The organism is Umezawaea beigongshangensis (genome assembly GCF_016464305.1).
Taxonomy (GTDB): Bacteria; Actinomycetota; Actinomycetes; order Mycobacteriales; family Pseudonocardiaceae; genus Umezawaea_A; species Umezawaea_A beigongshangensis.
The window spans coordinates 481,625-508,286 of sequence record NZ_JAEIOJ010000001.1 but is presented as its reverse complement, the minus strand read 5'-3'; the positions used below and the strand labels follow the sequence as shown (position 1 = coordinate 508,286).

General features: G+C 72.5%; 23 protein-coding genes, 2 tRNA genes and 1 riboswitch. Of the genes, 19 read left to right on the top strand and 6 right to left on the bottom strand.

The window, feature by feature from the left end:
- Positions 1-303: 303 nt before the first annotated feature.
- The 9 genes from serA (at position 304) to IMZ35_RS02350 (ending at position 10,974) form a co-directional block, all read left to right on the top strand.
- Positions 304-1,902 (top strand): phosphoglycerate dehydrogenase, encoded by a 1,599-nt coding sequence (gene serA / locus IMZ35_RS02390; protein ID WP_199439175.1) that lies wholly within the window; start codon positions 304-306, stop codon positions 1,900-1,902.
- Positions 1,903-2,042: 140 nt separating this feature from the next.
- A complete protein-coding gene (locus IMZ35_RS02385) occupies positions 2,043-2,552 on the top strand; it encodes a hypothetical protein (protein WP_199439174.1) in 510 nt (169 codons plus the stop codon).
- A gap of 931 nt (positions 2,553-3,483) precedes the next feature.
- Entirely contained in the window at positions 3,484-4,524 is a 1,041-nt protein-coding gene (locus IMZ35_RS02380; RefSeq protein WP_199439173.1) for a 3-isopropylmalate dehydrogenase, read from the top strand.
- A gap of 112 nt (positions 4,525-4,636) precedes the next feature.
- Positions 4,637-4,752, top strand: a riboswitch (cobalamin riboswitch).
- Positions 4,753-4,834: 82 nt separating this feature from the next.
- Positions 4,835-5,905: a FecCD family ABC transporter permease gene (locus IMZ35_RS02375; protein WP_199439172.1), complete on the top strand. Its 1,071-nt coding sequence runs from the start codon at positions 4,835-4,837 to the stop codon at positions 5,903-5,905.
- Complete coding sequence (locus tag IMZ35_RS02370; protein ID WP_199439171.1) at positions 5,906-6,676, top strand: ABC transporter ATP-binding protein; 771 nt, start codon at positions 5,906-5,908, stop codon at positions 6,674-6,676.
- Entirely contained in the window at positions 6,666-7,658 is a 993-nt protein-coding gene (locus tag IMZ35_RS02365) for an ABC transporter substrate-binding protein (protein WP_199439170.1), read from the top strand. Before IMZ35_RS02370 ends, IMZ35_RS02365 begins: the two co-directional genes overlap by 11 nt.
- On the top strand, positions 7,655-8,332 hold the full coding sequence (locus tag IMZ35_RS02360) for a (2Fe-2S)-binding protein (protein ID WP_199439169.1): 678 nt from the start codon (positions 7,655-7,657) through the stop codon (positions 8,330-8,332). The genes IMZ35_RS02365 and IMZ35_RS02360 overlap by 4 nt, the downstream gene beginning before the upstream one ends.
- Before the next feature lie 211 nt (positions 8,333-8,543).
- On the top strand, positions 8,544-10,148 hold the full coding sequence (cimA, locus tag IMZ35_RS02355) for a citramalate synthase (RefSeq protein WP_199439168.1): 1,605 nt from the start codon (positions 8,544-8,546) through the stop codon (positions 10,146-10,148).
- Between the two features lie 43 nt (positions 10,149-10,191).
- Positions 10,192-10,974 (top strand): fumarylacetoacetate hydrolase family protein, encoded by a 783-nt coding sequence (locus IMZ35_RS02350; RefSeq protein ID WP_199439167.1) that lies wholly within the window; start codon positions 10,192-10,194, stop codon positions 10,972-10,974.
- Here IMZ35_RS02350 and IMZ35_RS02345 read toward each other — a convergent pair.
- The gene (locus IMZ35_RS02345; RefSeq protein ID WP_199439166.1) at positions 10,971-12,251 is read right to left on the bottom strand and encodes an FAD-dependent oxidoreductase; all 1,281 of its coding nucleotides are present in this window, start codon (positions 12,249-12,251) and stop codon (positions 10,971-10,973) included. The genes IMZ35_RS02350 and IMZ35_RS02345 overlap by 4 nt on opposite strands.
- Positions 12,252-12,347: 96 nt before the next feature.
- Between IMZ35_RS02345 and gltX the strand changes: the two genes are divergently transcribed.
- The 4 genes from gltX (at position 12,348) to IMZ35_RS02325 (ending at position 15,038) form a co-directional block, all read left to right on the top strand.
- Positions 12,348-13,838: a glutamate--tRNA ligase gene (gene gltX / locus IMZ35_RS02340; protein WP_199439165.1), complete on the top strand. Its 1,491-nt coding sequence runs from the start codon at positions 12,348-12,350 to the stop codon at positions 13,836-13,838.
- Between the two features lie 104 nt (positions 13,839-13,942).
- Positions 13,943-14,680: an HAD family hydrolase gene (locus IMZ35_RS02335; protein WP_307867675.1), complete on the top strand. Its 738-nt coding sequence runs from the start codon at positions 13,943-13,945 to the stop codon at positions 14,678-14,680.
- A 142-nt stretch (positions 14,681-14,822) separates the two neighbouring features.
- Positions 14,823-14,894: transfer RNA gene (locus IMZ35_RS02330), tRNA-Gln, on the top strand.
- A gap of 71 nt (positions 14,895-14,965) precedes the next feature.
- Positions 14,966-15,038, top strand: a tRNA-Glu gene (locus IMZ35_RS02325).
- A gap of 333 nt (positions 15,039-15,371) precedes the next feature.
- Here IMZ35_RS02325 and IMZ35_RS02320 read toward each other — a convergent pair.
- A complete protein-coding gene (locus IMZ35_RS02320; RefSeq protein WP_199439164.1) occupies positions 15,372-16,073 on the bottom strand; it encodes an IclR family transcriptional regulator in 702 nt (233 codons plus the stop codon).
- A gap of 112 nt (positions 16,074-16,185) precedes the next feature.
- On the opposite strand from IMZ35_RS02320, the gene leuC reads away from it, so the two are divergent.
- The 3 genes from leuC (at position 16,186) to IMZ35_RS02305 (ending at position 19,202) form a co-directional block, all read left to right on the top strand.
- Positions 16,186-17,601, top strand: coding sequence for a 3-isopropylmalate dehydratase large subunit (leuC, locus tag IMZ35_RS02315; RefSeq protein ID WP_199439163.1), 1,416 nt, complete (start codon positions 16,186-16,188; stop codon positions 17,599-17,601).
- A 14-nt stretch (positions 17,602-17,615) separates the two neighbouring features.
- Positions 17,616-18,218: a 3-isopropylmalate dehydratase small subunit gene (gene leuD, locus IMZ35_RS02310; RefSeq protein ID WP_199439162.1), complete on the top strand. Its 603-nt coding sequence runs from the start codon at positions 17,616-17,618 to the stop codon at positions 18,216-18,218.
- A gap of 219 nt (positions 18,219-18,437) precedes the next feature.
- Positions 18,438-19,202 (top strand): HU family DNA-binding protein, encoded by a 765-nt coding sequence (locus IMZ35_RS02305; protein ID WP_199439161.1) that lies wholly within the window; start codon positions 18,438-18,440, stop codon positions 19,200-19,202.
- Positions 19,203-19,453: 251 nt separating this feature from the next.
- Here IMZ35_RS02305 and IMZ35_RS02300 read toward each other — a convergent pair whose 3' ends face one another.
- The 4 genes from IMZ35_RS02300 to cofC all read right to left on the bottom strand — a co-directional run bounded on the left by IMZ35_RS02300 (position 19,454) and on the right by cofC (position 23,695).
- Positions 19,454-20,383: an NUDIX hydrolase gene (locus IMZ35_RS02300; RefSeq protein WP_307867761.1), complete on the bottom strand. Its 930-nt coding sequence runs from the start codon at positions 20,381-20,383 to the stop codon at positions 19,454-19,456.
- Between the two features lie 31 nt (positions 20,384-20,414).
- Complete coding sequence (locus IMZ35_RS02295) at positions 20,415-22,685, bottom strand: RNA degradosome polyphosphate kinase (protein WP_199439160.1); 2,271 nt, start codon at positions 22,683-22,685, stop codon at positions 20,415-20,417.
- A 70-nt stretch (positions 22,686-22,755) separates the two neighbouring features.
- Positions 22,756-23,034, bottom strand: a complete 279-nt coding sequence (locus IMZ35_RS02290) for a hypothetical protein (protein ID WP_229369265.1) — start codon at positions 23,032-23,034, stop codon at positions 22,756-22,758.
- Positions 23,035-23,047: 13 nt separating this feature from the next.
- Complete coding sequence (gene cofC / locus IMZ35_RS02285) at positions 23,048-23,695, bottom strand: 2-phospho-L-lactate guanylyltransferase (protein ID WP_307867672.1); 648 nt, start codon at positions 23,693-23,695, stop codon at positions 23,048-23,050.
- A 91-nt stretch (positions 23,696-23,786) separates the two neighbouring features.
- Here cofC and IMZ35_RS02280 point away from each other — a divergent pair, with 91 nt between their 5' ends.
- The 3 genes from IMZ35_RS02280 to IMZ35_RS02270 are packed head-to-tail and all read left to right on the top strand — an operon-like array spanning position 23,787 to position 26,601.
- Positions 23,787-24,503 carry a lysophospholipid acyltransferase family protein gene (locus IMZ35_RS02280; protein WP_199439158.1) on the top strand — a complete coding sequence of 239 codons (717 nt, stop codon included), beginning with the start codon at positions 23,787-23,789 and terminating at the stop codon, positions 24,501-24,503.
- On the top strand, positions 24,503-25,513 hold the full coding sequence (locus tag IMZ35_RS02275; RefSeq protein WP_199439157.1) for an NAD(P)H-dependent glycerol-3-phosphate dehydrogenase: 1,011 nt from the start codon (positions 24,503-24,505) through the stop codon (positions 25,511-25,513). The genes IMZ35_RS02280 and IMZ35_RS02275 overlap by 1 nt, the downstream gene beginning before the upstream one ends.
- Complete coding sequence (locus IMZ35_RS02270; protein WP_199439156.1) at positions 25,510-26,601, top strand: cystathionine gamma-lyase; 1,092 nt, start codon at positions 25,510-25,512, stop codon at positions 26,599-26,601. The genes IMZ35_RS02275 and IMZ35_RS02270 overlap by 4 nt, the downstream gene beginning before the upstream one ends.
- The last annotated feature ends 61 nt before the right edge of the window (positions 26,602-26,662 follow it).

Below are 26,662 nucleotides of genomic sequence, written 5' to 3'. Positions count from 1 at the left end.
GCGCTGCGCCGGATTGCCGCGCCTCCGGCGCGCTGAGTTGAGCGTTCAGGCACCTTGAGCTGAGCGTCCAGGCACCCCGAGTTGAGCTGTGGGCGGGCTTGGTCGGGTTTGTGCTCGGGTGTCCTGCTCGCCGTCCCACCTGGTGGGCTCGGCTACCCGTGCGGGACTCCCGCTGGTCCGCTGACTAGACTCGTTAACAGTCCGGACACATTGTCGTGGCCGGTCGGCGCGGGTTTCGACTGCGACGTCCGACCGTTGTGGCCCGCGCTCCCACCTCCGACCTGATCTCTGGGAGCCACGTCCGTGAGCAACACGAGTCGACCCGTCGTCCTGATCGCCGAAAAGCTCGCACCGTCCGTGCTCGACGTCTTCGGCGACGAGGTCGAGGTGCGCCACGTCGACGGCACCGATCGCCCCGCCCTGCTGGAGGCCGTCGCCGAGGCGGACGCGCTGCTCGTCCGCTCCGCCACCAAGGTCGACGCCGAGGTCCTCGGCGCCACCACCCGGCTCAAGGTCGTCGCCAGGGCGGGGGTGGGCCTGGACAACGTCGAGGTCCCCGCGGCCACCCAGCGCGGCGTCATGGTCGTCAACGCGCCGACCTCGAACATCGTCTCCGCCGCCGAGCACGCCGTCGCGCTGCTGCTGTCGGTCGCCCGCCAGGTGCCCGCCGCCAACGCGAGCCTCCAGTCCGGCGAGTGGAAGCGCAGCTCCTTCAACGGCGTCGAGGTGCTCGGCAAGACCGTCGGCGTCGTCGGCCTCGGCAAGATCGGCCAGCTGTTCGCCGCCCGCCTCGCCGCGTTCGGGGTCACGCTCATCGCGTACGACCCCTACGTCGCCCCGGCCCGCGCCGCCCAGCTCGGCATCGAGCTGGTGAGCCTGGACGAGCTGCTGGAGCGCGCCGACTTCGTCTCCATCCACCTGCCGAAGACGCCGGAGACCAAGGGTCTCATCGGCGCCGAGCAGCTGGCGAAGGCCAAGCGCGGCATCATCGTCGTCAACGCCGCCCGCGGCGGCCTGATCGACGAGGCCGCGCTCGCCGAGGCCGTCCGCAGCGGCCAGGTCGGCGGCGCGGGCATCGACGTGTTCGTCACCGAGCCCACCACCTCCAGCCCGCTGTTCGGCGTGCCCGGCGTCGTGGTCACCCCGCACCTGGGCGCCTCCACCTCGGAGGCCCAGGACCGCGCGGGCACCGACGTGGCGCGCTCGGTGCTGCTGGCGCTGCGCGGCGAGTTCGTGCCGGACGCCGTCAACGTGCAGGGCGGCGGTGTCGTCGGCGAGGAGGTCCGCCCGTACCTGTCGCTGGTGCAGAAGCTCGGCACGGTCGTGGCCGCCCTGTCGTCGAAGGCGCCCACGTCGGTGACGCTGGAGGTGCGCGGCGAACTGTCCAACGAGGACGTCTCGGTGCTGCCGCTGGCCGCGCTGCGCGGGGTGTTCTCCGGTGTGGTGGAGAGCCAGGTGACGTTCGTCAACGCGCCGAACCTCGCCGCCGACCTGGGTGTCGCCGTCGACACCGTGAAGGAGACGGAGAGCGCCAACCACCGCAGCCTCGTCACCGTGCGGGCCGTGCAGGCCGACGGCTCGGTGATCACCGTGTCGGGCACGCTGAGCGGCCTGGACCAGGTCGAGAAGCTCGTCGGCGTGAACGGCCGGAGCTTCGACCTGCGCGCCGAGGGCAACGTGCTGCTGCTGGAGTACTCGGACCGTCCCGGCGTCATGGGCACCGTCGGCACGCTGCTCGGCGAGGCCGGGGTCAACGTCGAGGCCGCGCAGATCAGCCAGACGAAGGACGGCGCCGACGCCTTCATGCTGCTGCGCGTGGACCGTCCCGTCGACACCGCCGTGCTCGACCCGATCGGCGCGTCGGTCGGCGCCCGCACGGTGCGCGCGGTGAACTTCGAGTAGTCCGGACCACCGTTCACGGGGCCGCCGTCGCACTCGCGACGGCGGCCCCGTTCGCACGTGCCACGAATCGTTGGGCCGATCGGGTGGAGCTGTGAGCCGGACCACCTTCTCGGACGGGTGAACCTTCAAGATTCACCCTCATGAACACCGGACCAGCTGCCCGTTCCTGGGTGGCCGAGAACGGCGACGTCGCCGCTCGCACGCTCGCCTGGGTCTCCGCGGCCCTCACGATCACGATGCTGCTCCTCCTCCCGTGGTGGCCCTCCGACATCCGCGACCCGTTCTTCCTCACCTTCCGCGAGGAGCAGGTCGACATGATCGACCGCTTCGGCTACTCCGCGGATCGGACGTGGTGGAACGTCTTTCCCGACAGCTGGTTCCAGTACGGGTGGATCGTCCAGATCGGACTGTCCGTCGTCGCCGCCCTCGTCGTGGGCAGGACCGACGGGTGGCGCGGCCTCGTCTGGCTGGGCGTGTTCGGCGCGGTGTGGCAGTTGGTGGGCGTCCTGGGCGGCGGTCTCCTCAACACCACGGGCGTGCCCTACCTCTGCGTGCTCACCGGCCTGATGTTCGTCGCGGCGTGGTGGCTCTCCACCCGGGAGAGGAAGGTCGCGAAACCGGACGGGGTGGACGTCCACTGGCCGAGTTGACCGATCGGCGAACGGGTTGACGACAGCTCTCCTCGCGGATCGGGTTCCAGCCACGAGGTCGACCGGGTGCCGCGGTGGGCGCGGCACCGCCGTCGGCGCGCACACCGGGGAGGAGAACGCCGGGCCGGGCGTCGCCGCGCCCGGTGACGCGATCTCCTCCGCGCGGGTCGGCAGCGGCAACGACCGCTCCGTCCTCAGTGGAACGCCGGCGGCGTCCTCGCCCACCGGCGTGCGGTCCACCTCGACCGGTACCGGCCCGATCGTCGCTCCGACCGCGTCGCCAGCGGCCGGATCGACGCACCGGCGGCGCCGGGCGACCAGGTGCTGGCGCGCGTGCGGCGCGTCCCCGGCACCGTCGAGACGGCCGCTCCACCCTCCGGACGCTCCAGTGCGACGTGCCGCGCCAGTTCCCCCCACCGCGTCCTGCCGCTGCCGGGCCGGGCTCGGACTCGGGGGCGTACCGCTCGCCGGTGAGCGTGCTGGAGCTCCGGGGCACCCGGCACGACCCTGGCGTCGACACGGTCCCGCACGTCAACGCCGGCACCACGGGCGACCGGCGGCCGGACTCCCGGCGCGACGCCGCGGCGCTCGCGAGGACGGGACCGACTCGCTGCTCGTGCTCGACCCGCACGACGCCGCCGGTGGGAGCGCGCGCGTCGTGCGGGTGCGCGGTGGAGGCGACGGCCGCGCGTCCTGATCGCGGCCGCCGGACCCGTATCGACAGGCATTTGCCCCGCCGGTCCGGGTTCTGTCCGCCTAGTGTCTCCTCCGGGTGACCACGAAAGTGCCGTGTGGACCGAACGGGTGTCCCGCAGTACGGGACACATCACCCCGAAAGCGTGTCCGGGATGCGGTGGAACGTGCTCAGGACGGTAACCTTTCGCCAGGAAGACGTCCCGTTTCGTGGGACCGATACGCGGGAGGTGTGTGGATGCGGCTCGCGGTGATCCCAGGAGACGGGATCGGGCCCGAGGTCGTCGCCGAGGCACTCAAGGTGCTCGGCGAGGTCGTTCCAGCAGCGGAGATCACCCGCTATGACCTCGGCGCGGCGCGCTGGCACGCCACGGGAGAGTTGTTGCCGGAGTCGGTGCTGGGCGAACTCCGCCAGCACGACGCCATCCTGCTCGGCGCGGTGGGTGACCCGTCGGTGCCGAGCGGAATCCTGGAGCGCGGCCTGCTGCTGCGGCTGCGCTTCGAACTCGACCACCACGTCAACCTCCGCCCGGCCAGGCTGTACCCCGGTGTGAAGAGCCCAATCGCCGACCCGCCCGAGATCGACATGGTGGTCGTGCGCGAGGGGACCGAGGGCCTGTACGCGGGCAACGGCGGCCTGCTGCGCAAGGACACCCCGCACGAGATCGCCACCGAGGTCAGCATCAACACCTCGTTCGGCGTCGAGCGGGTGGTGCGGGACGCGTTCACCCGCGCCGCCAACCGTCCGCGCCGCCACCTGACCCTCGTGCACAAGACCAACGTCCTCACCCACGCCGGCTCGCTGTGGTCGCGCGTGGTGGAGGAGGTGTCCTTGCAGCACCCCGACGTGACGGTGGCCTACCAGCACGTCGACGCGGCGACGATCCACCTGGTGACCGATCCCGCTCGCTACGACGTGATCGTCACCGACAACCTGTTCGGCGACATCCTCACCGACCTCGCCGCCGCGGTGACCGGCGGCATCGGTCTGGCCGCCAGCGGCAACCTCGACGTGACCCGGCGCAACCCGAGCATGTTCGAGCCGGTGCACGGCAGCGCGCCGGACATCGCGGGTCAGGGCATCGCCGACCCCACGGCCGCGGTCCTGTCCGTGGCGCTGATGCTCGACCACCTCGGCGAGAGCGAGGCGGCTCGCCGCATCGAGGCGTCCGTGGCGTTCGACCTGGCGACCCGCGACCACCAGTCGCCGGGAGCCACCTACGCGATCGGCGACCGCCTGGCGGCCCTGGTCTCGTCGAACGTCCGCACGGGGGCCTGACCGGCTCCAGCACGTCGCAGAGCGGCCCCCGGCACGTGTGCCGGGGGCCGCTCTCGCGTGCGCGCGCAGTGGCCCGGACCACGCGGTGTTGACACGGACGGGCGCGGCACACCAGCATCGGAACGTCGCACGTGGGGGAAGCCGGTCGAAATCCGGCGCTGACCCGCAACGGTGGGTCTGCTCCAGCAGCAGACGAGCCCGATCACCCGCGAGCGGCGGTTCGTGAACCTCCACTCCTGCCGTGGTCCGCGGGGACGGGGTCCTGGCGGCGTGCGCGGGACACCTCGAAGGCCCGGTCGAAAGGGCCACGGTGTCCGTCAGACCGTCCGCACCACCAGCACCCGCCGCGCGGTCGCGGCTCGGACCGCTGCTCGTCGCCCTGCTCGCCGTGCTCGCCGCGTCCGTGGTCTGCGGGGTCGCGCTCGGGCCGGTCTCCGTGCCGCCGGGGCAGGTGCTGCGACTGCTGCACGCCGCCGTCACCGGCGCGCAGATCGAACCCGCCGAGGTCGGGCAGTACCGCATCGTCTGGGACATCCGGCTGCCGCGCGTGCTGCTGGCCGCCGTGGTGGGAGCGGGCCTCAGCGCGGTCGGCGTCGTGGTGCAGGCGATGGTCCGCAACGCGCTCGCCGACCCGTTCGTCCTGGGCATCTCCTCCGGCGCGTCGGTCGGGGCCACGGCCGTCGCCGCGTTCGGCGTGTTCGCCTCGCTCGGGATCTACGCGCTGTCCACGGCCGCGTTCCTCTCCGCGCTCGGCGCGACGGCCCTGGTCTACGTCACCGCCCGCACCGCGCAGGGCCTCTCCCCGCTGCGGCTCGTGCTCACCGGCACGGCCATGGCCTACGGCTTCTCCGCGATCACCACGCTGCTGGTGTTCCGCGCCCCCAACGGCGAGGCCGCCCGCTCGGCGCTGTTCTGGCTGCTCGGCAGCCTCGGCGGCGTCACCTGGACCCACCTGCCGATCGCGACCGCGGTCGTCGCCGGTGGTTGCGGCTACCTGCTGACCTGCGCGCGACCGCTCAACGCGCTGTCGATGGGCGACGAGACGGCCACGACGCTCGGGCTCGACCCGGAGGCGTTGCGGCGGCGGCTGTTCGTCGTCACGGCCGCCATGACCGGCGTCGTGGTGGCCGTCAGCGGCGCGGTGGGGTTCGTCGGGCTGATGCTCCCGCACGTCGTGCGGCTCGTCGTCGGCTCGGACCACCGCCGGGTGCTGCTCGTCGCACCGCTGGCCGGGGCGGTGTTCCTGGTGTGGGTCGACGTGGCGGCGCGGCTGTTCGCGGCCCCGCAGGAACTCCCGCTCGGCGTCATCACGGCCGCGCTGGGCGTGCCGTGCTTCGTGCTGCTCGTGCGGCGGCGCGGCTACGTCTTCGGGGGGCGCTAGGTGCGAGTTCGACTGGAGGACGTCGCGGTCGGCCAGATCGTCTCCGGCGTCGGCTTCACCGCGGGGCACGGCGAGGTCGTGGGCGTCGTGGGCCCCAACGGCAGCGGCAAGTCCACGACGTTGCGCTGCGTCTACCGCGCCCTCGCGCCCACGGCGGGTCTCGTGCTGCTCGACGACCGCGAGCTGCGCGCCGTGCCCAGGACGGAGAGCGCGCGGGCGATGGCCGCGCTGACCCAGGACGGTCACGTCGAGTTCGACTTCACCGTGGACGAGGTCGTCGCGATGGGACGCCTGCCGCACAAGACCACGTTCCAGCGCGACGACGAGCACGACCGCGTCGTGTGCCGGGAGGCGCTGGAGCGGCTGGGGGTCGGCCACCTCGCCGCGCGCAGCTTCCTCACGCTGTCCGGTGGTGAGCGGCAGCGGGTCCTCATCGCCCGCGCCCTCGCGCAGCAGCCGGAGGTGCTGGTGCTGGACGAGCCGACGAACCACCTCGACGTGAAGCACCAGCTCGACGTGCTCGCGCTGGTCCGCGGTCTCGGGCTGACCGTGCTCACGGCCCTGCACGACCTCAACCTCGCCGCGTCGTACTGCGACCGCGTCGTGGTCCTGTCCGGCGGCCGGGTCGTCGCCGACGGGTCGCCCGCCGAGGTGCTGACCCCCGATCTCGTGCGCGACGTCTTCGGCGTCCGCGCGCACGTCGTGGCCCACCCCGTCAGCGGGGTTCCGCAACTGCTGTTCGACCACCTGGAGGAACCCCGTGGCCGGTAGGACGCTCGCGCTCGCCCTCGCCGCGGTGCTGCTGAGCACCGCGTGCGGCGCCACGATCGCGCAGGAGGACGCCGGAGGTGGCGCGGTCACGATCACCAACTGCGGGCAGCGGGTCACCTACGACCGGGTGCCCGAGCGGATCGTCACCAACGACACCGGCATCACCGAGATCGTCTTCGCGCTGGGCCTCGCCGACCGGGTGGCCGGGTACGTCGTCGGCACCGGGCACGCCAGCGACCTGGAGTCCTCGCCGTGGAAGGCGGAGTTCGCCGCCCGGCCGAAGATCGCCACGAAGATCTCCGCCGAGGTCGTGCAGGGCGCGAACGCCGACCTGGTGTTCGCCGGGTGGAACTACGGCTTCTCCGAGAGCACGGGGTTCACGCCGGACGCGCTCGCCGACCTGGGGGTGCCGACGTACCTGCTCACAGAGTCCTGCCGCAACGGCACCGGCACGCAGCGCGGCATCATGCCGCCGCTGGAGGCGCTCTACACGGACCTGCGCAACCTCGGGCAGATCTTCGGCGTGCCCGAGCGGGCCGAGGCGCTCGTCGCCCGGTACCAGCGGGAGGTCGCCGAGGCGGAGGAGCTGATGGAGGGCAGACCAGCGCCGGACGTGTTCCTCTACGACAGCGGCATCGACCAGCCCTTCACCTCCGGCGCCAACGCCGCGCCGCAGGAGATCGTGTCGCGCGCGGGCGGGCGCAACGTCTTCGACGACCTGGACGACAGCTGGACCACCGCGGGCTGGGAGAGCGTCGTCGACCGCGACCCGGACGTCGTGCTGATCAACGACTACGACGACGGGGACGCGGCGACCGCCGACGCGAAGCGCGAGTTCCTGCTGTCCCACCCGGCCATCGCGGACGTCACGGCGATCCGGGAGCGGCGGTTCTTCGTCCTGCCGTACGCCGCGCTGGTCGAGAGCCCGCGCAACCCCGCCGCGATCCGGGCGTTCGCCGAGTTCCTGGCGGCGATCCCGTGACCTGGCCCGCTCGCTGCGACGAGGTCCTGCCGCGCCGGGCGGACGGTCCGGTCGTGCCGTGGGCGGAGTTCTGCGATCCGGACGCGGAGCACCTGCGGCGCTGCGCGCAGGAGTGGCAGCGGCGCGGGGGGTTCGCCCACCGCCGCGCCGGGATCGTGCTGATCGCGTTCCGCGCGGGCTGGCTCGGGTGCTGCGCCACCGTGCCGGAGATCCACTTCGGACTTCCGCTGCCCGCGCTCTCCTCCGCGGGCGCGGTGCTGGGGGAGGGCGGGCGGCTGGCCGGTCTGCGGTTCGGCGATCCCGTGGACGACGGTGGCGACGGCGACCGGTCCGCGCTGTGGTGGCGGGAGACCGAGGCGTTCTTCGCGCCGCTCGCCCGCGGGCTCGCGGCGATCGGCGGGCCGCGCGCCGACGCCGCCGAGCTGTGGGGCAACCCCGTGGGGCTGATCGGCGCGGTGGCCGCGCGGCTCGCGTCGGCCGGGGCGCCCGGTGATCTGCTCGGGACCGCCCGCGCGCTGCGCGACGCCACCGGGCGGGCCGGTCTGCTGTCGCTGCGCGGCACCGGCGACGACTGGACGGCGCGGCGGCGCACCTGCTGCCAGTGGTGGCGGGCCGGCGGCGACTACTGCGCCGAGTGCGTGCTGCACGACTCCCCGGCCCGCTCCGACGGCTGACGCGCCCACATGGCGGGACGGATCGACCGGAGGCTGGTACGCGACCCGGTCCTGTGGCACCATCCGACCGTGGCCGTTCAGCTCTCCACGATCATTTCCGAGCGCGCCGGGTAGTGCTCCACGAGCCCCCGGCGCGCTGACCTCCCGCACCCCGCGGGGGGTCTTTTGTTTTCTCCCCCTTCTTCTCCCGCCCTCCTCCGAGGAGAACACCGTGACCAGCCTCCCGCTCGGCGACTCGTTCCACGTCTACGACACGACCCTGCGCGACGGTGCCCAGCGGGAGGGCATCTCCTACTCCGTGACCGACAAGCTCGCCGTGGCCCGCCACCTCGACGCGCTCGGCGTCGGGTTCGTCGAGGGCGGCTGGCCGGGGGCGCTGCCGAAGGACACCGAGTTCTTCGCCAGGGCCGCCGCCGGTGACCTCCAGCTGCGGCACGCGTCGCTCGTCGCGTTCGGCGCCACCCGCCGCGTGGGCCTGAAGGTGCAGGACGACCCGCAGGTCAGGGCGTTGCTGGACTCGCAGGCGCCGGTCGTGACGCTGGTGGCGAAGTCCGACCGGCGGCACGTCGAACTCGCCCTGCGCACCGACCAGGCGGAGAACCGGGCGATGGTGCGCGACACCGTGGCCTTCCTCGTCGGCGAGGGACGCAGGGTGTTCGTGGACGCGGAGCACTTCTTCGACGGCTACGCCTTCGACCCCGACTGCGCGCTGGGCGTGCTGGAGTCCGCTGTGGACGGTGGGGCCGACGTCGTGGTGCTGTGCGACACCAACGGCGGGCAGCTGCCGCTGGGACTCGCGGACACGGTGGCCGAGGTCGTGACCCGAACCGGGTTCCGGGTCGGCATCCACTGCCAGGACGACACCGGCTGCGCGGTCGCCAACACCCTGGCCGCCGTGCAGGCCGGGGCGACGCACGTGCAGTGCACCGCCAACGGCTACGGCGAGCGGGCGGGCAACGCCGACCTGTTCGCCGTGGTGGGGAACCTGGTGACCAAGCTCGGGATGCCGGTGCTGCCGCAGGGCGGCGTCGCCGAGCTCACCCGTGTCTCCCACGCGCTGGCCGAGATCGCGAACATCGCTCCCGACACCCACCAGGCCTACGTCGGGACGTCGGCCTTCGCCCACAAGGCGGGGCTGCACGCGAGCGCGATCAAGGTGGACCCGGAGCTCTACAACCACATCGACCCGGAGACCGTCGGCAACGGCATGAGGGTGCTGGTCACCGAGATGGCCGGCCGGGCGAGCCTCGAACTCAAGGGACGCGAGTTCGGCATCGACCTGGCCGGGCGGCCCGACGCGCTCGGCGGTGCCGTGCGCCGGGTCAAGGAGCTGGAGGCGCGCGGCTGGTCCTTCGAGGCGGCCGACGCGTCGCTGGAACTGCTGATGCTCGACGAACTGGGGGAGCTGGGTGAGCCGCCGTTCGAGCTGGAGTCCTACCGCGTCCTGCTCGACCACCGCTCCGACGGGGCCGACCTGGTCAGCGAGGCCACGGTGAAGGTGCACGTCGGCGGGCAGCGGGTGATCGCCACCGCCGAGGGCAACGGCCCCGTGCACGCGCTGGACGCCGCGCTGCGCACGGCGCTGCTGCCGCACGTCGGGTGGCTCGGCGCGGTGGAGCTGGCGGACTACAAGGTGCGCATCCTCACCGACCGGCCCGGCACCGACGCGGTGACGCGCGTGCTGGTCGAGTCCACCGACGGCGAGCGCGAGTGGACCACCGTGGGCGTGCACGCCAACATCGTCGAGGCGAGCTGGCTCGCCCTGCGCGACGCGCTGGTGCACAAGGCGGTGCGGGAGCGGACCCCCGCGGTGTGAGGGAGGTCCACCGGTTCCGCGCGAGCGGGCTAGGGTGAACGACGTGCGCATTGCCCGTATCGCTCATCCAGAAGGTGTCGCGTTCGCCGCCGTGCACGGGGAGGGCGACGACCTCCTGGCCGTGGAGATCGCCGACGACCCGAGCACGACGCCGTGGACCGATCCGACCTTCACCGGCCGGAAGTGGCCGCTGGCCGACGTCCGCCTGCTCACCCCGTTCCTGCCGCCGAAGATCGTCTGCATCGGCAAGAACTACGCCGACCACGCTCGGGAGATGGGGAGCGAGGTCCCCGAGAACCCGATCATGTTCCTCAAGCCCAACACGGCGGTGATCGGGCCGAACGCGGAGATCAAGCTGCCGGCCGGCTCCGGGCGCGTGGACTTCGAGGGCGAACTGGCCGTGGTCGTCGGCGTCGGGGGCCGGGACATCCCGGCCGACCGCGCCCGCTCGTCGATCCTGGGCTACACGATCGCCAACGACGTCACGGCCCGCGACCAGCAGAAGGCCGACGGCCAGTGGACCAGGGCGAAGGGGCACGACACGTTCTGCCCGCTCGGCCCGTGGATCGAGACGGAGTTCGACCCGTCGGACGTCGCCATCCGCACCGAGCTGGACGGCGAGGTGAAGCAGGACTCCCGCACGTCGCTGCTGCTGCACGACGTCGGTGAGTTGATCGCCTACATCTCGGCCGTGATGACCCTGCGCCCGCTCGACGTGATCCTCACCGGCACCCCCGCCGGGGTCGGCCCGATGACGGCGGGCCAGACGGTCTCGGTGACCGTCGAGGGCCTCGGCACCCTCACCAACCGGGTCGTCGACCGCTAGCCGCGCTCCGGCCGCCCGCCGGTGCTCCTCTCCGGTCCGCGTGGCACCGGAGCGGGGCTCCGGCGGGCGAACACCGGGGCGTGCTCCGGCCGCAGCCCGATCGACACCAGGTAGGCCGGGACCACCTGCAACGCCGGGAACCGCTGGATCAGCGCGAGCGGCTTCGGCAGACCGGGCTCCGGCGTGCGCGTGCCCTCCACGGTCCCGCGCAGGAACGCGTTCTGGATCAGCCGTTGCAGGCCCTGCGTCACGGCCGTGGCCAGCCACCGCCTGCGCTGCACGCGCGCCAGCTCCGCCGTGGAGACCCGGCCCCGCAGCAGCGGTGCGGCGAGCAGGGTGGCCGCCCCCACGGCGTCCTGCACGGCCAGGTTGATGCCGACGCCGCCGATCGGCGACATCGCGTGCGCGGCGTCCCCGATGCACAGCAGCCCGGCAGTGTGCCAGCGCCGCAGCCGGTCGAGCTTCACGTCCAGCAGCTTCACGTCGTCGAGCGACTCGACGGTGTCCATCCGGTCCGCCAGCCACGGCACCAGCGCGACGACCCTGCGCCGGAACGACTCCACGCCCTCGGCCCGCAGCAGCGCGTCGCTGCCCTTGCGGATCAGGAACGCCACCTGGAAGTGGTCGCCGCGGTTGAGCAGCACCGCGGCCTGCCCGGCGCCGAAGCGAGCCAGACCGCCCGCCGGTTCGCCGGGATCGCGCGGCACGCGGAACCACCACACGTCCATCGGGGCGCCGAAGGACCGCGCCGTCAGGCCGCTGCGCGCGCGCACCGACGAGTGCCGGCCGTCGGCCGCGACCACCAGGTCGGCCGCGATCTCGCCGGTGGACCCGTCCGCCGTGCGGAAGGCGACGCCGCTGACCCGGCCCCCCTCGGTCAGCAGGTCCGTCACCCGCGTGTTCATCCGCAGCTCGAAGGTGGGCTCCGCCCCCGCCGCCTCGGCCAGCAGGTCGAGGAAGTCCCACTGCGGCACGAGCGCGATGTGCTTGTGCGGACCGGGCAGCCGCGTCAGGTCGGCGATCGTGGCCAGCCCCTCGCCGACCATCACCTGCATCCGTTCGACCAGCTGGTGGGGCACCCGCTCGAACGCGGGACCGAGCCCCAGCTCGTCGAGCAGCGTCAGCGTCGACGAGTGCACGGTGTCCCCGCGGAAGTCCCGCAGGAAGTCGCCGTGCTTCTCCAGCACGGTCACCCGCACACCCGCCCGCGCGAGCAGCAGTCCCAGCACCATCCCGGCCGGTCCTCCGCCGGCCACGACGCACGTCGTCCTCTCCATCGCCGTTCCCCTTTTCAACAGCGGTTGAATAACTCGAGCATCCTCCGAGGTGGCTGGCGGGTCAAGGGGGAGCGCGGCCGATATCCTGACGGGGCCATGACCACTGCATCCGCACCTTCCGAGGTCCGCGTCCGCTTCTCGCCGTCGCCGACCGGAACGCCCCACGTCGGGCTCATCCGCACCGCACTGTTCAACTGGGCCTTCGCCCGCCACCACGGTGGCAAGGTCGTCTTCCGCATCGAGGACACCGACGCGGCCCGCGACTCCGAGGAGTCGTACCTCTCCCTGCTCGACGCGATGCGGTGGCTCGGCCTGGACTGGGACGAGGGCCCCGAGATCGGCGGCCCCCACGAGCCGTACCGGCAGAGCCAGCGCCACGAGGTCTACGCCGACATCGCGCGCCGCCTGTTCGAGGCGGGTGAGCTCTACGAGTCCTTCTCCACCAACGAGGAGGTCGAGGCCCGCCGCCGCGCCGCCGGGCAGGACCCCAAGCTCGGCTACGACAACGCCGACCGCGACCTCACCGACGAGCAGCGCGCCGCGTTCCGCGCGGAGGGCCGCGAGCCCGTGCTGCGCCTGCGGGTGCCCGACACCGACCTGGTGTGGCACGACCTCGTCCGCGGCGAGATCTCCTTCAAGGCCGGCAGCACCCCCGACCCGGTGCTGGTGCGCGCCAACGGCGTTCCGCTCTACCCGTTCACCAACCCCGTGGACGACGCCCTCATGGGCATCACGCACGTCCTGCGCGGCGAGGACCTCCTGCCCTCCACCCCGCGGCAGCTCGCGCTCTACGGCGCGCTCCAGCGCATCGGCGTCACCACGTTCACGCCGCAGTTCGGGCACCTGCCCTACGTCACGGGCGAGGGCAACAAGAAGCTGTCCAAGCGGGACCCGCAGTCGAACCTGTTCCTGTACCGGGACCGGGGCTTCCTGCCGGAGGGCCTGCTGAACTACCTCGCGCTGCTCGGCTGGTCCATCGCGGAGGACCGCGACATCTTCAGCGTCGACGAGCTGGTCGCCGCGTTCGACATCGACCGGGTGAGCGCCAACCCGGCCCGCTTCGACCTCAAGAAGGCCGAGGCGATCAACGCCGTCCACCTGCGCGCACTCCCCGTCGACGACTTCGTCGGCAGGGTCGTCCCGCACCTGGTGGACGACGGCGTGCTGTCCGCGGACCCCGCTCCCGAGCAGGTCGCCCAGCTCCGCGCCGTCGCACCGCTGGTGCAGGAGCGGCTGGTCGTGCTGTCCGAGGCGTCCGGGATGCTGCGCTTCCTCTTCGCCACCGAGGAGGAGTTCGCGCCGGAGCCCGACTCCGCCGCGAAGGCGCTCGGTGACGACGCGCGACCGGTGCTGCGCGCCGCGATCGACGCGCTGGAGTCCCTGCCGGACTGGACGACCGCGAGCGTCGAGGAGGCCCTGAAGACGTCTCTTGTGGACGGTCTCGGCCTGAAGCCGAGGAAGGCGTTCGCCCCCGTGCGGGTCGCCGTGACCGGCCGCACCGTCTCCCCGCCGCTGTACGAGTCCATGGAACTCCTCGGACGGGCTCGCTCGATCGGGCGTTTGCGGCGCGCTCTCGGCGACGCGTGATCGCACCTCCGGGCACGTGAGCGGTGACTTGACCGTGCAAGTGCCCGGAGGAATCACCTCCTCGGCCGAATCGGCAGGAGGGTGAACGCGCCTAGCCTCACGGGGTGACAACTGCGTCCCCGACAGACGTTCGGAAGAAAACCGGCGACATCCGCGCGGTGTGCTTGGACGTCGACGACACGCTCGTCGACTACAGCACCTCCTCGCGGGCCGCGTTGGCCTCGATGGTCGGTAACGCCGACGCCTGGTCGTTGTGGCAGCGCATCACCGACGAGCACTGCGACCGCCTCCTCGCCGGTGAGCTCCAGTACGAGTCCATGCGCAACATCCGCACGCGCGCGTTCTTCGCCGCGCTGGGCGAGGACCTCGACCTGGACGAGGCGACGCGTCGGGAGTGCCACCGCCAGGAGGTGCTGGCCAGGGGGTGGCGTCTCTTCCCCGACGTCGTCCCCTGCCTGGAGTGGCTGCGCGCCAGCGGCCTGCCCGTCGCCGCCGTGAGCAACGCCTCCGGCCGCCACCAGCGCGTGAAGATCGCCGCGCTGGGCCTGTCCCAGTACTTCGACAGCGTGCTGATCGCCGGCGAGGTCGGCTGCGCCAAGCCCGACAGGGTGATCTTTCACACGGCCTGCGTCGGACTCGGCGTCTCGCCCCACGACGTCGTCCACGTGGGTGACCGGCTGCACGCCGACGCCATCGGCGCACGCGACGCCGGGATGCGCGGGGTGTGGCTGAACCGGCACGGACCGTGCGAGGGGACGACGCCGTGGGGCGTGACGACCATCAGCAGCCTCTCGGAGCTCCCCGAGCTCCTCGTCTGCGAGCTGTCCGGCGCCACCGCCTGACCGACCCGAACCGGCTCTCACCTCGTGCGATGCACGTCGGTGGGGGCCGATTTCACTTCTGCGGGGTCTGTGGTCTAGTATTTATCTCGGCAGGAACGAGCGGCCCCGGAAGCAAGACCCGGACGCTGATCGGGAAAGCCGATGGGGTATGGTGTAATTGGCAGCACGACTGATTCTGGTTCAGTTAGTCTAGGTTCGAGTCCTGGTACCCCAGCTGCAACGGTAGAAAAAGCAGTATGGTAAGCTACCGGGGCAAGAAAAACTGAAGACAGAGGTAGTACCTAGGGCCCCGTCGTCTAGCGGCCTAGGACGCCGCCCTCTCAAGGCGGTAGCGTGGGTTCGAATCCCATCGGGGCTACAGAGCTGGAAGAGCCGTGACTCGCACTGCGAGTCGCGGCTCTTTCGCATGTCACATCGGGGGCCGAGCCCCCGAACCCCCAGGCAGGAGGGGCTCCGCCCCCCTGCACCCCCCCGGTGGGCTCGCCTTCGGCATCGCTGCTCGTTCGGCATCGCCGCTTGCCTTTGCGTCGCGAGGTGGTGGTTCTGGTGCCGGGAGTTGGCGGTTCGCGTACCGGTGGTGGGGCTTTGGGTGCTGAGTGGTGGGGTTTGGGGTTTGGCGGGGCGGCTTGCCGTGAATGTTGCGAAGGCCACAGGACTTTGTCCTGTGGCCTTCGTCGGGCTTCTGCTTTTGCTAGAGGCGGGATTGGAGGGCTTCTGCTGCGGCCAGCAGGTCGGCCGCCCATCTCGCCCCCGGACGTCTGCCCATGCGGTCCACGGGGCCCGAGACGCTGATCGCCGCCACCACGGTGCCCGTGCTGTCCCGCACCGGGGCCGAGACGCTCGCCACTCCCGGCTCGCGCTCGGCGACGCTCTGGGCCCAGCCCCGGCGGCGCACCTCCAGCAGCGTCCGCTCGCCGTAGACCGCCTCCGTCAGGACCGAGCGCTGCGTCGCGGGGTCGGCCCACGCCGCCAGCACCTTCGCCCCCGAACCCGCCGTCATCGGCAAGCGCGCCCCGATCGGCACGGTGTCCCGCAGACCGCTCGGCGGCTCGGCCGAGGACACGCAGATCCGCTGGATCCCGTCCCGCCGGTAGAGCTGCACGCTCTCGCCCGTGATGTCGCGGAGCCGCGGCAGCACGGACGACGCCGCGTCCAGCAGCGGGTCCGTCGCCCCGCCGGCCAACTCCGCCAGTGCCGCACCTGGACGCCAGCGCCCGTCCGAACCCCGTCGCAGCAACCGGTGCACTTCCAGGCCCACGGCCAACCGGTGCGCGGTCGCCCTCGGCAGACCGGTCCGGTTGCACAACTCCGCGAGCCCGCACGGATCCTTCGCGACGGCGTTCAACACGGCCACAGCCTTGTCCAGGACGCCGATCCCGCTATGCTGTCCCACAGCGCGATACTAACTTCCCGCTATCTGGGAAGTCCAGACGTATCGGGGGCCCGGTTCCCGGAGAGCCCGCTCCCGCAGACGAACGAGATCGAAACCCGAACGGGGAGAAGCGATGAGCCGCACGCTCGCGGAGAAGGTGTGGGAGGCGCACGTCGTGCGTCACGGCAGTGGCGCTGAGCCCGACCTGCTCTACATCGACCTCCACCTGCTCCACGAGGTCACCAGCCCGCAGGCGTTCGACGGGCTCCGGCTCGCGGGCCGCGCGCTCCGCCGTCCCGACCTGACGATCGCGACCGAGGACCACAACGTGCCGACGATCGGCATCGACCTGCCGATCGCCGACCCGGTGTCGCGCACCCAGGTCGACACGCTGCGCCGCAACTGCGCCGAGTTCGGCGTGCGGCTGCACCCGATGGGCGACGTGGAGCAGGGCATCGTGCACGTCGTCGGTCCCCAGCTCGGCCTCACCCAGCCGGGCATGACCGTGGTGTGCGGCGACAGCCACACGTCCACGCACGGCGCGTTCGGCGCCCTCGCCTTCGGCATCGGCACCTCCGAGGTCGAGCACGTCATGGCGACGCAGACGCTGCCGCTGCGCCCGTTCAAGACGATGGCCATCACCATCGACGGCACGCTGCGTCCCGGTGTCACCGCGAAGGACGTGATCCTCGCCGTCATCGCGAAGATCGGCACCGGCGGCGGCCAGGGCTACGTCCTGGAGTACCGGGGCACGGCGCTGGCCGGGCTGTCGATGGAAGCGCGCATGACGATCTGCAACATGTCGATCGAGGCGGGCGCCCGCGCCGGGATGATCGCGCCGGACGAGACGACCTTCGAGTACGTGAAGGGCCGCCCGCACGCGCCCACCGGTGCCGACTGGGACGCTGCCGTGGAGCACTGGAAGACGCTGCGCACCGACGACGACGCCGTGTTCGACGCGGAGGTGTTCGTCGACGCCGACGAGCTGACGCCGTTCGTCACGTGGGGGACGAACCCGGGACAGGGCCTGCCGCTGAGCGCGTCCGTCCCCGACCCGGAGGCGATCGGCGACGACAACGAGCGGGTGGCCGCGGAGAAGGCGCTGGCCTACATGGGGCTGGAGCCGGGCACGCCGCTGCGCGACATCCGCGTCGACACGGTGTTCCTGGGGTCCTGCACCAACGGCCGCATCGAGGACCTCAGGGCCGCCGCGGACGTGCTCAGGGGCCAGCGGGTGGCCAGCGGCGTGCGGATGCTCGTGGTGCCCGGTTCGATGCGCGTGCGCGCGCAGGCCGAGTCGGAGGGGCTGCACGAGGTGTTCCTCGCCGCCGGCGCCGAGTGGCGGCAGGCGGGGTGCTCGATGTGCCTGGGCATGAACCCCGACCAGCTCGCGCCGGGGGAGCGCAGCGCCTCGACCTCGAACCGCAACTTCGAGGGCAGGCAGGGCAAGGGCGGCCGGACCCACCTGGTGTCCCCGCTCGTCGCCGCGGCCACGGCCGTGCGCGGCACGCTCTCCTCGCCCGAAGACCTGATCAGCGCTCACGCCTGAGAGGACCAGCAGACATGGATGCCTTCACCACCCACACCGGTGTCGGGGTGCCGCTGCGGCGGTCCAACGTGGACACCGACCAGATCATCCCGGCCGTCTACCTCAAGCGGGTCACCCGCTCGGGGTTCGAGGACGGCCTGTTCGCCGCGTGGCGCAACGACGAGCAGTTCGTGCTCAACCAGGAGCCCTTCCGGGCGGGCAGCGTGCTCGTCGCGGGACCCGACTTCGGCACCGGCTCGTCTCGCGAGCACGCCGTCTGGGCGCTGATGGACTACGGCTTCCGGGTGGTCCTCTCGTCCCGATTCGCGGACATCTTCCGGGGGAACTCCGGTAAGCAGGGTCTGCTCGCCGCCCAGCTGTCGCAGTCGGACGTCGAATTGCTCTGGAAGCTGCTGGAGAACGAGCCGGGCACGGAGGTCGCGGTCGACCTGGCGGCGAAGACGGTTCGCGCCAAGGAGTTCACCGCCCCCTTCGAGATCGACGACTACACCCGCTGGCGCCTGCTGGAAGGGCTCGACGACATCGCGCTGACGCTGCGCCACGCCGACGAGATCGGCGAGTTCGAGTCGCGGCGGAAGAGCTGGCTGCCGACCACCGATCCGGTTCCGGCGAGCTGATCGGGGGCCAGCGGATTCCCCTTCTCGCAGGGGGAATCCGCAAGGCCACCGGACCCATCACCCGGCCCCCTTCCAGCCGATTCAGTCCCTCGACGGGGCACAATTGCCCACACCCCAACGAAAAATCTGGCGTGGCGATTGGAATTTCCCTTCACATGGGCTTACCGTGGCGTGCAGTCGGCCCGACTAGGGCCGTGAGCGTCCTGGGAGGGACTGACGGTGAACAAGGCCCAGCTCATCGAGGCGCTCGCCGAGCGCCTTGGCGACAAGAAGAACGCGGCAGTGGCGGTCGACGGTCTCGTCGACGTCATCGTCCGCAGCGTCCACAAGGGCGAGAAGGTCAACATCACGGGCTTCGGCGTCTTCGAGAAGCGCGCCCGCGCGGCTCGCACCGCGCGCAACCCGCGCACCGGTGAGACCGTGAAGGTCAAGAAGACCAACGTGCCCGCCTTCCGCGCCGGTTCGACGTTCAAGGACGTCGTCAGCGGTGCCAAGAAGCTGCCGAGGGTGGCCGCCGCCAAGCCGGCCGCGTCCGCTCGTGCGGCCGCGGCGGCCAAGCCGGCCGCCGCGACCAAGGCTCCGGCCGCTCGCAGCACCACCACCACGCGTGCCGCCGGCACGCGTGCGACCACTGCGCGCAGCACCACCGCGCGCACGACGGCCGCTGCCGCCACCAAGGCTCCGGCCCGCAAGACCACCGCGGCAGCGGCGGCCAAGCCGGCGGCCAAGGCGTCGACGGCGACGGCGACGAAGGCGACCGCCACCAAGGCGACCGCGGCGAAGACCACCGCCGCCAAGCCCGCCGCGAAGGCGACCCCGGCCGCGAAGGCGACCCCGGCTGCGAAGCCGGCCGCCAAGCGCGCGTCCACGGCGAAGGCGACCGCTTCGGCGGCGGCCAAGCCGGCGGCGGCGAAGGCCGCCTCCACCACGACCGCGGCTGCGAAGCCCGCGGCACGGAGGACGGCTGCGGCCAAGAAGAAGTGAACCGCCGCTTCAGCTCGCTGAAGCGCAACTGCGCCCGCTGTACCGGAACGGACGCGTTCCGGCACAGCGGGCGTTTCACGTCTGAAGGGGAAACCGACCACCGCTCGCCCGCCGCCGCGGACGGCGAATTCCCGGCGCACGCCGGGAGAGGTGACGCGTCCCACCCGTCGTGCTCTCGCCCGGCGCGCGCGATGCGCTCGGGGATGCCGCGAATTCGCCGTCGAATTGCCCGCTGAGAGTGTGAAAGGCCCTCAGCGGGGTACCGGGGCGGGCAGCGGGCTCGCCAGGTAGTGCGCGGCCACCAGCTTCGGCCACGTCGACGCGGAATCCGAAGTGGACCAGGGCGCGGAAGGACGGGTGAACGACAGCACCCACGCGCTGCCCTTCTTCGAGTGCACCTCGCCCGTCCGCAGTCCGCTCATGTCCGCCAGCGATCCCACCAGAGCGGGAATCACCCCGCCCTGACTCGACACGGTGGAAACGCCGCCGCCGCGCACGATCTCCAGGAATCGCACCAGACCCGCGTCCGGATCCGGCCAGTAACCCTCCTCGGAGAGGCGCGGTTCGCGCAGCACGGGCACGCCCAGGTCGTCCGCGGCGCCCCGCACGGTCTGCACGCAGCGCAGCCGCGGCGCGGCGTGCACACGGGTCACGCCGAACAGCGGCAGCAGTTCCCGCACCGCCTCGGCCTGTCGCCACCCGGCGGAGCTGAGCGGGCGCAGGTCGTCGTCGCCGTGCCAGTTCTCCCGCTTGCCCGCCTTGGCGTGCCGCACCAGCAGCACCGTCGCGAGGTCGGCCGGGAGCGCCGTGAACGCCGCCAGCACCTCGCGGTCGTGCGAGTGGCTCAGCAGCGGGAAGGCCTCCTCCGGCGACAGCCAGCGCAGTTGGTCCACCTCGTCGTTCGCCGCGAACGCGCCGGAGCACGCCCGCGCCGACCAGTAGTCCACGACCTTGGGCACCCCGCGCACGAAGTAGTCGACGCGCTGGAGGTACCGGCCGAGAACGGCGTGGAAACCCGTCTCCTCGGCGATCTCGCGCACCGCGGCCGCCGGTGCGGTCTCCCCGGTGTCGAGCTTGCCCTTGGGCAGCGACCAGTCGTCGTAGCGCGGCCGGTGCACCAGGGCCGTCTCGATCCCGCCCGCGGCGCGCTCGCGCCACAGCACCCCACCGGACGCCCGGATCACGTCCCGTTCCTCGTGGCCCACTGTTCCCTCAGCCCGAAGCGCCGTACTTGCGCAGCAGCGCGACCTGGTGATCCCTGACCCTGGCGCCGTTGGACGGCGACGGCTCCCACTCGCCGTCCGTGCGCAGCACCCAGCAGCGCGTGGACGGCTCCAGCGCGGAGTCGAACATCTCGTCCAGCCGCGTGGTGAGCTTCGGATCGGTCACCCTGAGCTGGACCTCCACCCGGCGGTCGAGGTTGCGGTGCATCATGTCCGCGCTGCCGATCCAGTGCTCGCCGGAGCCGACGAAGTGGAACACCCGCGAGTGCTCCAGGAACCGGCCGAGGACCGAGCGCACGTGGACGTTGTCGCTCAGACCGGGGATGCCGGGCTTGAGCGTGCACACGCCGCGGACCACGACGTGCACCGGCACACCGGCCTGCGACGCCCGGTACAGCGAGTCGATCACCTGCTCGTCGACGAGCGAGTTCACCTTGATCCGCACACCGGCGGGGCGGCCGGCGCGGGCGTGCTCGATCTCCCGCTCGATGCGCTCCACGATGCCGCGGCGCACGCCGTGCGGGGCGACGAGGAGGCTGCGGTAGTCGTCCTGGCGCGCGTAGCCGGTGAGGACGTTGAACAGGTCCGTCAGGTCGGCGCCGATCGCCGGCTCCGCGGTCAGGATGCCGATGTCCTCGTACAGCCGGGCCGTCTTCGGGTTGTAGTTGCCGGTGCCGATGTGGCAGTAGCGGCGGATGGTCGAGCCCTCCTGCCGCACCACCAGCGAGGTCTTGCAGTGCGTCTTGAGGCCCACCAGCCCGTAGACGACGTGCACGCCGGCCTTCTCCAGCGTGCGGGCCCAGGTGATGTTGGCCTGCTCGTCGAAGCGCGCCTTGATCTCCACCAGAGCCACGACCTGCTTGCCCGCCTCGGCGGCGTCGATCAGGGCGTCGACGATGGGGGAGTCGCCGGAGGTGCGGTAGAGCGTCTGCTTGATCGCCAGCACGTTCGGGTCCGCGGCGGCCTGCTCGATGAAGCGCTGCACGCTCGTGGAGAACGAGTGGTAGGGGTGGTGCACCAGCACGTCGCCCTCGCGCAGCGTCGCGAAGATGCTCTTGGGCGTCTCCCGCTCCCCGAACGCCGGGTGCGTCGCCGGGACGAACGGCTGGTCCTTGAGCTGCTTGCGGTCGATGCCGTAGAGCTGCCACAGGCACGACAGGTCGAGCAGACCGGGCACCTGGACCACGTCGTGCGGGTCGACCTCCATCTCCCGCAGCAGCAGTTCCAGCATGTGCTCGGTCATGTCGTCGGCCACCTCCAGCCGCACCGGCGGACCGAAGCGGCGGCGGGCCAGTTCGCGTTCGAGGGCCTTGAGGAGGTCCTCGTCGCGGTCCTCCTCGACCTCCAGGTCGGCGTTGCGGGTGACCCGGAAGGCGTGGCACTCCAGGATCTCCATGCCGGCGAACAGGTGGCTCAGGTGCGCGGCGATCAGCTCCTCCAGCGGCAGGAACGTCGCGGAGCCGCTGGCGCGGTCGGCCTCCACCCGCACCAGGCGCGGCACGTTGTCCGGCACCTTCAGGCGCGCGAAGCGCTCGCGGCCGCCCTCGGGGTCGCGCACGGTGACGGCGAGGTTCAGCGACAGCCCGGAGATGTAGGGGAACGGGTGCGCGGGGTCGACCGCCAGCGGCGTGAGCACCGGGAAGACCTGGGCGGTGAAGTAGGTGGACAGCCGCGCGCGGTCGAAGTCGGTGAGATCGGCCCACGTCACGAGGCTGATCCGGTGCTCCTCCAGACCGGGGCGGATCTGTTCCAGGAACGTGCGCGCGTGCTGCTCGACGAGTTCCTGGGTGCGCTTGGCGATGTTGGCGAGCTGCTCGCGCGGCGTGAGCCCGTCCGCGCTGCGCACGGACAGACCGGTCTCGTCGCGGCGCTTCAGCCCGGCGACCCTGACCATGTAGAACTCGTCGAGGTTCGACGCGAAGATCGCCAGGAACTTCGCCCGCTCCAGCAGCGGCTGGGAGGAGTCCTCGGCGAGCGCGAGCACCCTGGCGTTGAAGTCCAACCAGGACAGCTCCCGGTTGAAGTACCGGTCGTCGGGCAGGTCGGCGGTGGGATCGTGCTCGACCGTCACCGCCGGGGGAGCGGCCGGGATCGACCGGTGCGACTCGGTCTGCCCGGGCTCCGGTTCGGGCTTCGGGTTGGAACTGCGACGGGACGCCGCGCGGGGTGCCCGTCGGCTCCCTGCCGCGGCGGTGGAGGTCCTCGTTCGACGGACCCTCGCGGGAGGAGTCCCCTGCTCGTCGTTGTTCTCCGTGCTCACCCGGCCATTGTCGCCCACGATGCGCTGAATCGCGCCGAACTGGGACGACGGGGAGATGAACTACACCCTCTCAGCAGGGCGGAGCCACCTTCCGGACCGGTTCTCCCGGCTCGCCGAGGAGCCGGACCCGCTGGCCGGGACGCAGGAAGCGCCAGCCGCCGAGGCGCACCGCGGCGGCGTCGACGTCCACCAGCAGCCCGTCGTCCCGCAGCACGACCGCGGAACCGTCGGGGTGGAAGGCGCTGACGGTGGCCGGCACGGTCCGCTCCGGCACGGTCTGCTCGGGGACGGTCTGCTCGGGGACGGTCTGCTCGGGGACGGTCTGCTCCGGCACTGTCCGCTCTGGCACGGTCACACCGTACTCAGCGCCGCGCGCAGGCCGCGGCGCACAGCGCGGAGGTGCGGGGGCCCAGGCCCAGCGCGCCGGCCGCGTCGAGGTCGGCCGCGGTGTCCACGTCGGTCCGCAGCGACGGCCAGTGCCCCGCGAGCAGGTGCGCGTCCGCGCCGTGCGCCGCGGCCGAGCCGACGCCGAAGCGCGGATCGAGGTCCCCGCCGCGCGCCGAGAGCAGCAGCACCGTGCCCGTGCCCTGCCGGTCCGGGCAGAACGCCCTGCGGCCACCGGCGCGCGCGACGGCGTCGTCCAGCTCGGCGGGGCGCAGCGCGGGCAGGTCGGCCTGGAGCGCGCCGACGACCGAGCCGGGGTCGCGGGCGCGCAGCACCGCGGCGCCGTGCCGCAGCGCCTCGTTCAGCCCGGACGGAACGGGGTCCTCGACCGTCTCGACGCCCAGCGCGGCGAGCTCGGCTCTCACGATCGGGTCGGACGTGACGGTGATCACCGACCGCACGCGGGTGGCGCGCACGGCGGCCCCGATCGTGTCCAGCGCGAGGGCCAGCGCGAGGGTCGCGTGCGCGACGGGGTCGCCCGCGCCGCGGTCCGCCGCGCCGAGCAGTCGCGACTTCGCCCGGTCCAGTGTCTTGACCGGCACCACCAGATCCACGTCTGAACGCACGGACGCCATACTCCCCGATCTCGGCTGGACCTGGCCGGGGCCACCGGTGAAGACTCCACCGGCGAGCGGGCGACGACGAGCGGGGGATCGGGTGGAACGCGAGAGGGGCGGCTTCTGGGTCGGGTTCGTCGCGGTGGCCTGCCACGTGCTCACGGCCGCGCTGGCCCGGCGTCGCGAGCACCACGCCCACCGCGTCCCCGCGCGGGGCGGAGCGCTGCTCGTGCTCAACCACGTCTCCCACCTCGACCCGTTCTACGACGCACTCCTCGTCCACGGCCACGGCCGCGTGCCGCACTTCATGGGCAAGCACGGCCTGTGGAAGATCCCGGTGGCGGGCGCGCTGCTGCGGGCCTGCCGGCAGATCCCGGTCTACCGGGGCACGGCCGACGCGGGCGAGAGCCTGCGGGCGGCCCACGCGTCGCTGGCCGGCGGCGAGGTCGTCGTGATCTACCCGGAGGGCACGATCACCCGCGACCCCGACGGCTGGCCGGGACCGTCCCGCACGGGCGCGGCGCGGCTCGCGCTGGCCCACGACGTGCCGGTGATCCCGGTCGCCCGCTGGGGCACGCTCGACGTGTACGACCACTACCGCAAGAGGTTCCGCCCGCTGCCGCGCAAGACCGTGGTGACGGTCGTGGGCGAACCCGTCGACCTGTCGGCGCACCGCGGCAGGACCGCCGACGCCGACCTGCTGCACGAGGTGACCGACCTGCTGATGAACCGGGTGACGACGCTGCTGGCCGAGGTGCGCGGGCAGGAACCGCCGGACGGGTTCCCCCGCTCCGGTCCGACCGGGACGAGCGACTGATGGCCGTGCGACGCGTGGCCGTCCTCGGGGCGGGGTCCTGGGGCACCGCCTTCGCGAAGGTCCTCGCCGACTCCGGCACCGACGTCGTGCTGTGGGCGCGGCGCGACGAGATCGCGGACTCGATCACCCGCGAGCGGATCAACACCGGCTACCTGCCCGGCGTGGTGCTGCCGGACAACCTCGGCGCGACCTCCGACGCGGGGCTGGCGCTGCGCGGCGCGGACGCCGTCGTGCTGGCCGTGCCGAGCCAGACCCTGCGCGCCAACCTGTCGGCGTGGCGACCGCTGCTGCCCTCCGGGGCGACGCTGGTGAGTCTCGCCAAGGGGGTGGAGCTGGGCACGCTCAAGCGGATGAGCGAGGTGATCGGCGAGGTCGCGGGCGTGCCGCAGTCGCAGGTGGCCGTCGTGTCCGGACCGAACCTGGCCAAGGAGATCGCCGCGGAGCAGCCCACGGCCACGGTCATCGCGTGCACCGACCACGACCGCGCCGTGGACCTCCAGCGCGCCTGCTCCAACGGCTACTTCCGCCCCTACACCAACACCGACGTCGTCGGCTGCGAGCTCGGCGGCGCGTGCAAGAACGTGATCGCGCTCGCCTGCGGCATGGCGGCGGGGCTGGGGTTCGGCGACAACACGATGGCCTCGATCATCACCCGCGGCCTGGCCGAGACGGCCCGGCTGGGGGCCGCGCTGGGCGCGGACCCGCTGACGTTCGCCGGTCTCGCCGGACTGGGCGACCTGGTGGCGACGTGCGCGTCGCCGCTGTCGCGGAACAGGTCCTTCGGCGAGCGGCTCGGCCGCGGCGAGACCCTCGCGCAGGCGCAGGAGGCCGCGCACGGGCAGGTCGCCGAGGGGGTGAAGTCGTGCTCGTCGATCCGCGAGCTGGCGCGGCGGCTGGACGTGGAGATGCCCATCACCGACGGTGTGCACGGCGTGTGCCACGACGGACTGGACCCGAGGGCGCTGGGAGCGGCGCTCATCGGTCGTGAGCGGAAGGCGGAACGGCAGTGACGACGGACACGGGGTGGGGCGACGGGACGCGGTGCGTGCACGGCGGTGAGCCGGAGCGCGTCGGCGGCGGGCCGTTCATGTCGAGCCCGGTGTTCGCCTCGGCGTTCCACCTGGGCGGCGACGACACCTACGGCCGGTCGGGCAACCCGACCTGGCGCGCGCTGGAGACGGCGCTGGGCGAGCTGGACGGCGGGGAGTGCGTGCTGTTCCCGTCCGGCATGTCGGCGATCTCCACCCTGCTGCGGTCGGTCCTCGACGCCGGTGACGCGGTCGTGCTGCCGTCCGACGGCTACTTCCTCACCCGCAAGTACGTGGCGCAGGAGCTGGCGCCGCTGCGGCTGGACGTGCGGGAGACACCGACCGCCGGGCCGTGGCCCGACCTCACCGGTGTGCGGCTGGTGCTGCTGGAGTCGCCGTCCAACCCCGGTCTGGACGTGTGCGACATCGCCGGGCTCGCGGAGGCCGCGCACGCGGCGGGCGCGCTGCTGGCGGTGGACAACACCACCGCGACCCCGCTGGGGCAGCGCCCGCTCGCGCTGGGCGCCGACGTCGTCGTGGCCAGCGACACCAAGGCGGTGGCCGGGCACAGCGACGTGCTGCTCGGGCACGTGACGGTGTCCGATCCGGACCTGGCCGAGCGGCTGCGCTCGGCGCGGACGGTGAGCGGCGCCATCCCCGGCCCGTTCGAGACCTGGCTCGCGCACCGCGGGCTGGGCACGCTCGACCTGCGGCTCGCGCGGCAGGCGGCCAACGCCGCCGCCCTGCACGCCGCCCTGCGCGACCACCCGGCCGTGACGGGGCTGCGCTGGCCGGGCGCGGCCGACGACCCGGCGCACGAACTGGCGGCCAGGCAGATGCGCCGCTTCGGCGGGGTGCTGACGTTCCAGCTGGCCGGGCTGCCCGAGGTGGAGCGGTTCCTGGCGCGCAGCCGCCTGATCAACGCGAGCACCAGCTTCGGCGGTCTGCACAGCAACCTGGACCGCCGCGCCCAGTGGGGCGACCCGGTGCCGGAGGGCCTGGTCCGCCTGTCGGCGGGGTGCGAGGACACCGACGACCTGGTGGCGGACGTGCTCACCGCTCTGTCCTGACACGGCTCCGTCCTGACACGGCTCTGTCCTGACACGGCCCCGTCCTGAACCCGATCGGGTC

Coding starts and splice junctions, on each gene's coding strand:
- IMZ35_RS02385 (WP_199439174.1), top strand. CDS start 2,043: ATGAACACCGGACCAGCTGCCCGTTCCTGGGTGGCCGAGAACGGCGAC.
- leuD (WP_199439162.1), top strand. CDS start 17,616: ATGGATGCCTTCACCACCCACACCGGTGTCGGGGTGCCGCTGCGGCGG.
- gltX (WP_199439165.1), top strand. CDS start 12,348: ATGACCACTGCATCCGCACCTTCCGAGGTCCGCGTCCGCTTCTCGCCG.
- leuC (WP_199439163.1), top strand. CDS start 16,186: ATGAGCCGCACGCTCGCGGAGAAGGTGTGGGAGGCGCACGTCGTGCGT.
- IMZ35_RS02345 (WP_199439166.1), bottom strand. CDS start 12,251: ATGGAGAGGACGACGTGCGTCGTGGCCGGCGGAGGACCGGCCGGGATG.
- IMZ35_RS02380 (WP_199439173.1), top strand. CDS start 3,484: ATGCGGCTCGCGGTGATCCCAGGAGACGGGATCGGGCCCGAGGTCGTC.
- IMZ35_RS02275 (WP_199439157.1), top strand. CDS start 24,503: ATGGCCGTGCGACGCGTGGCCGTCCTCGGGGCGGGGTCCTGGGGCACC.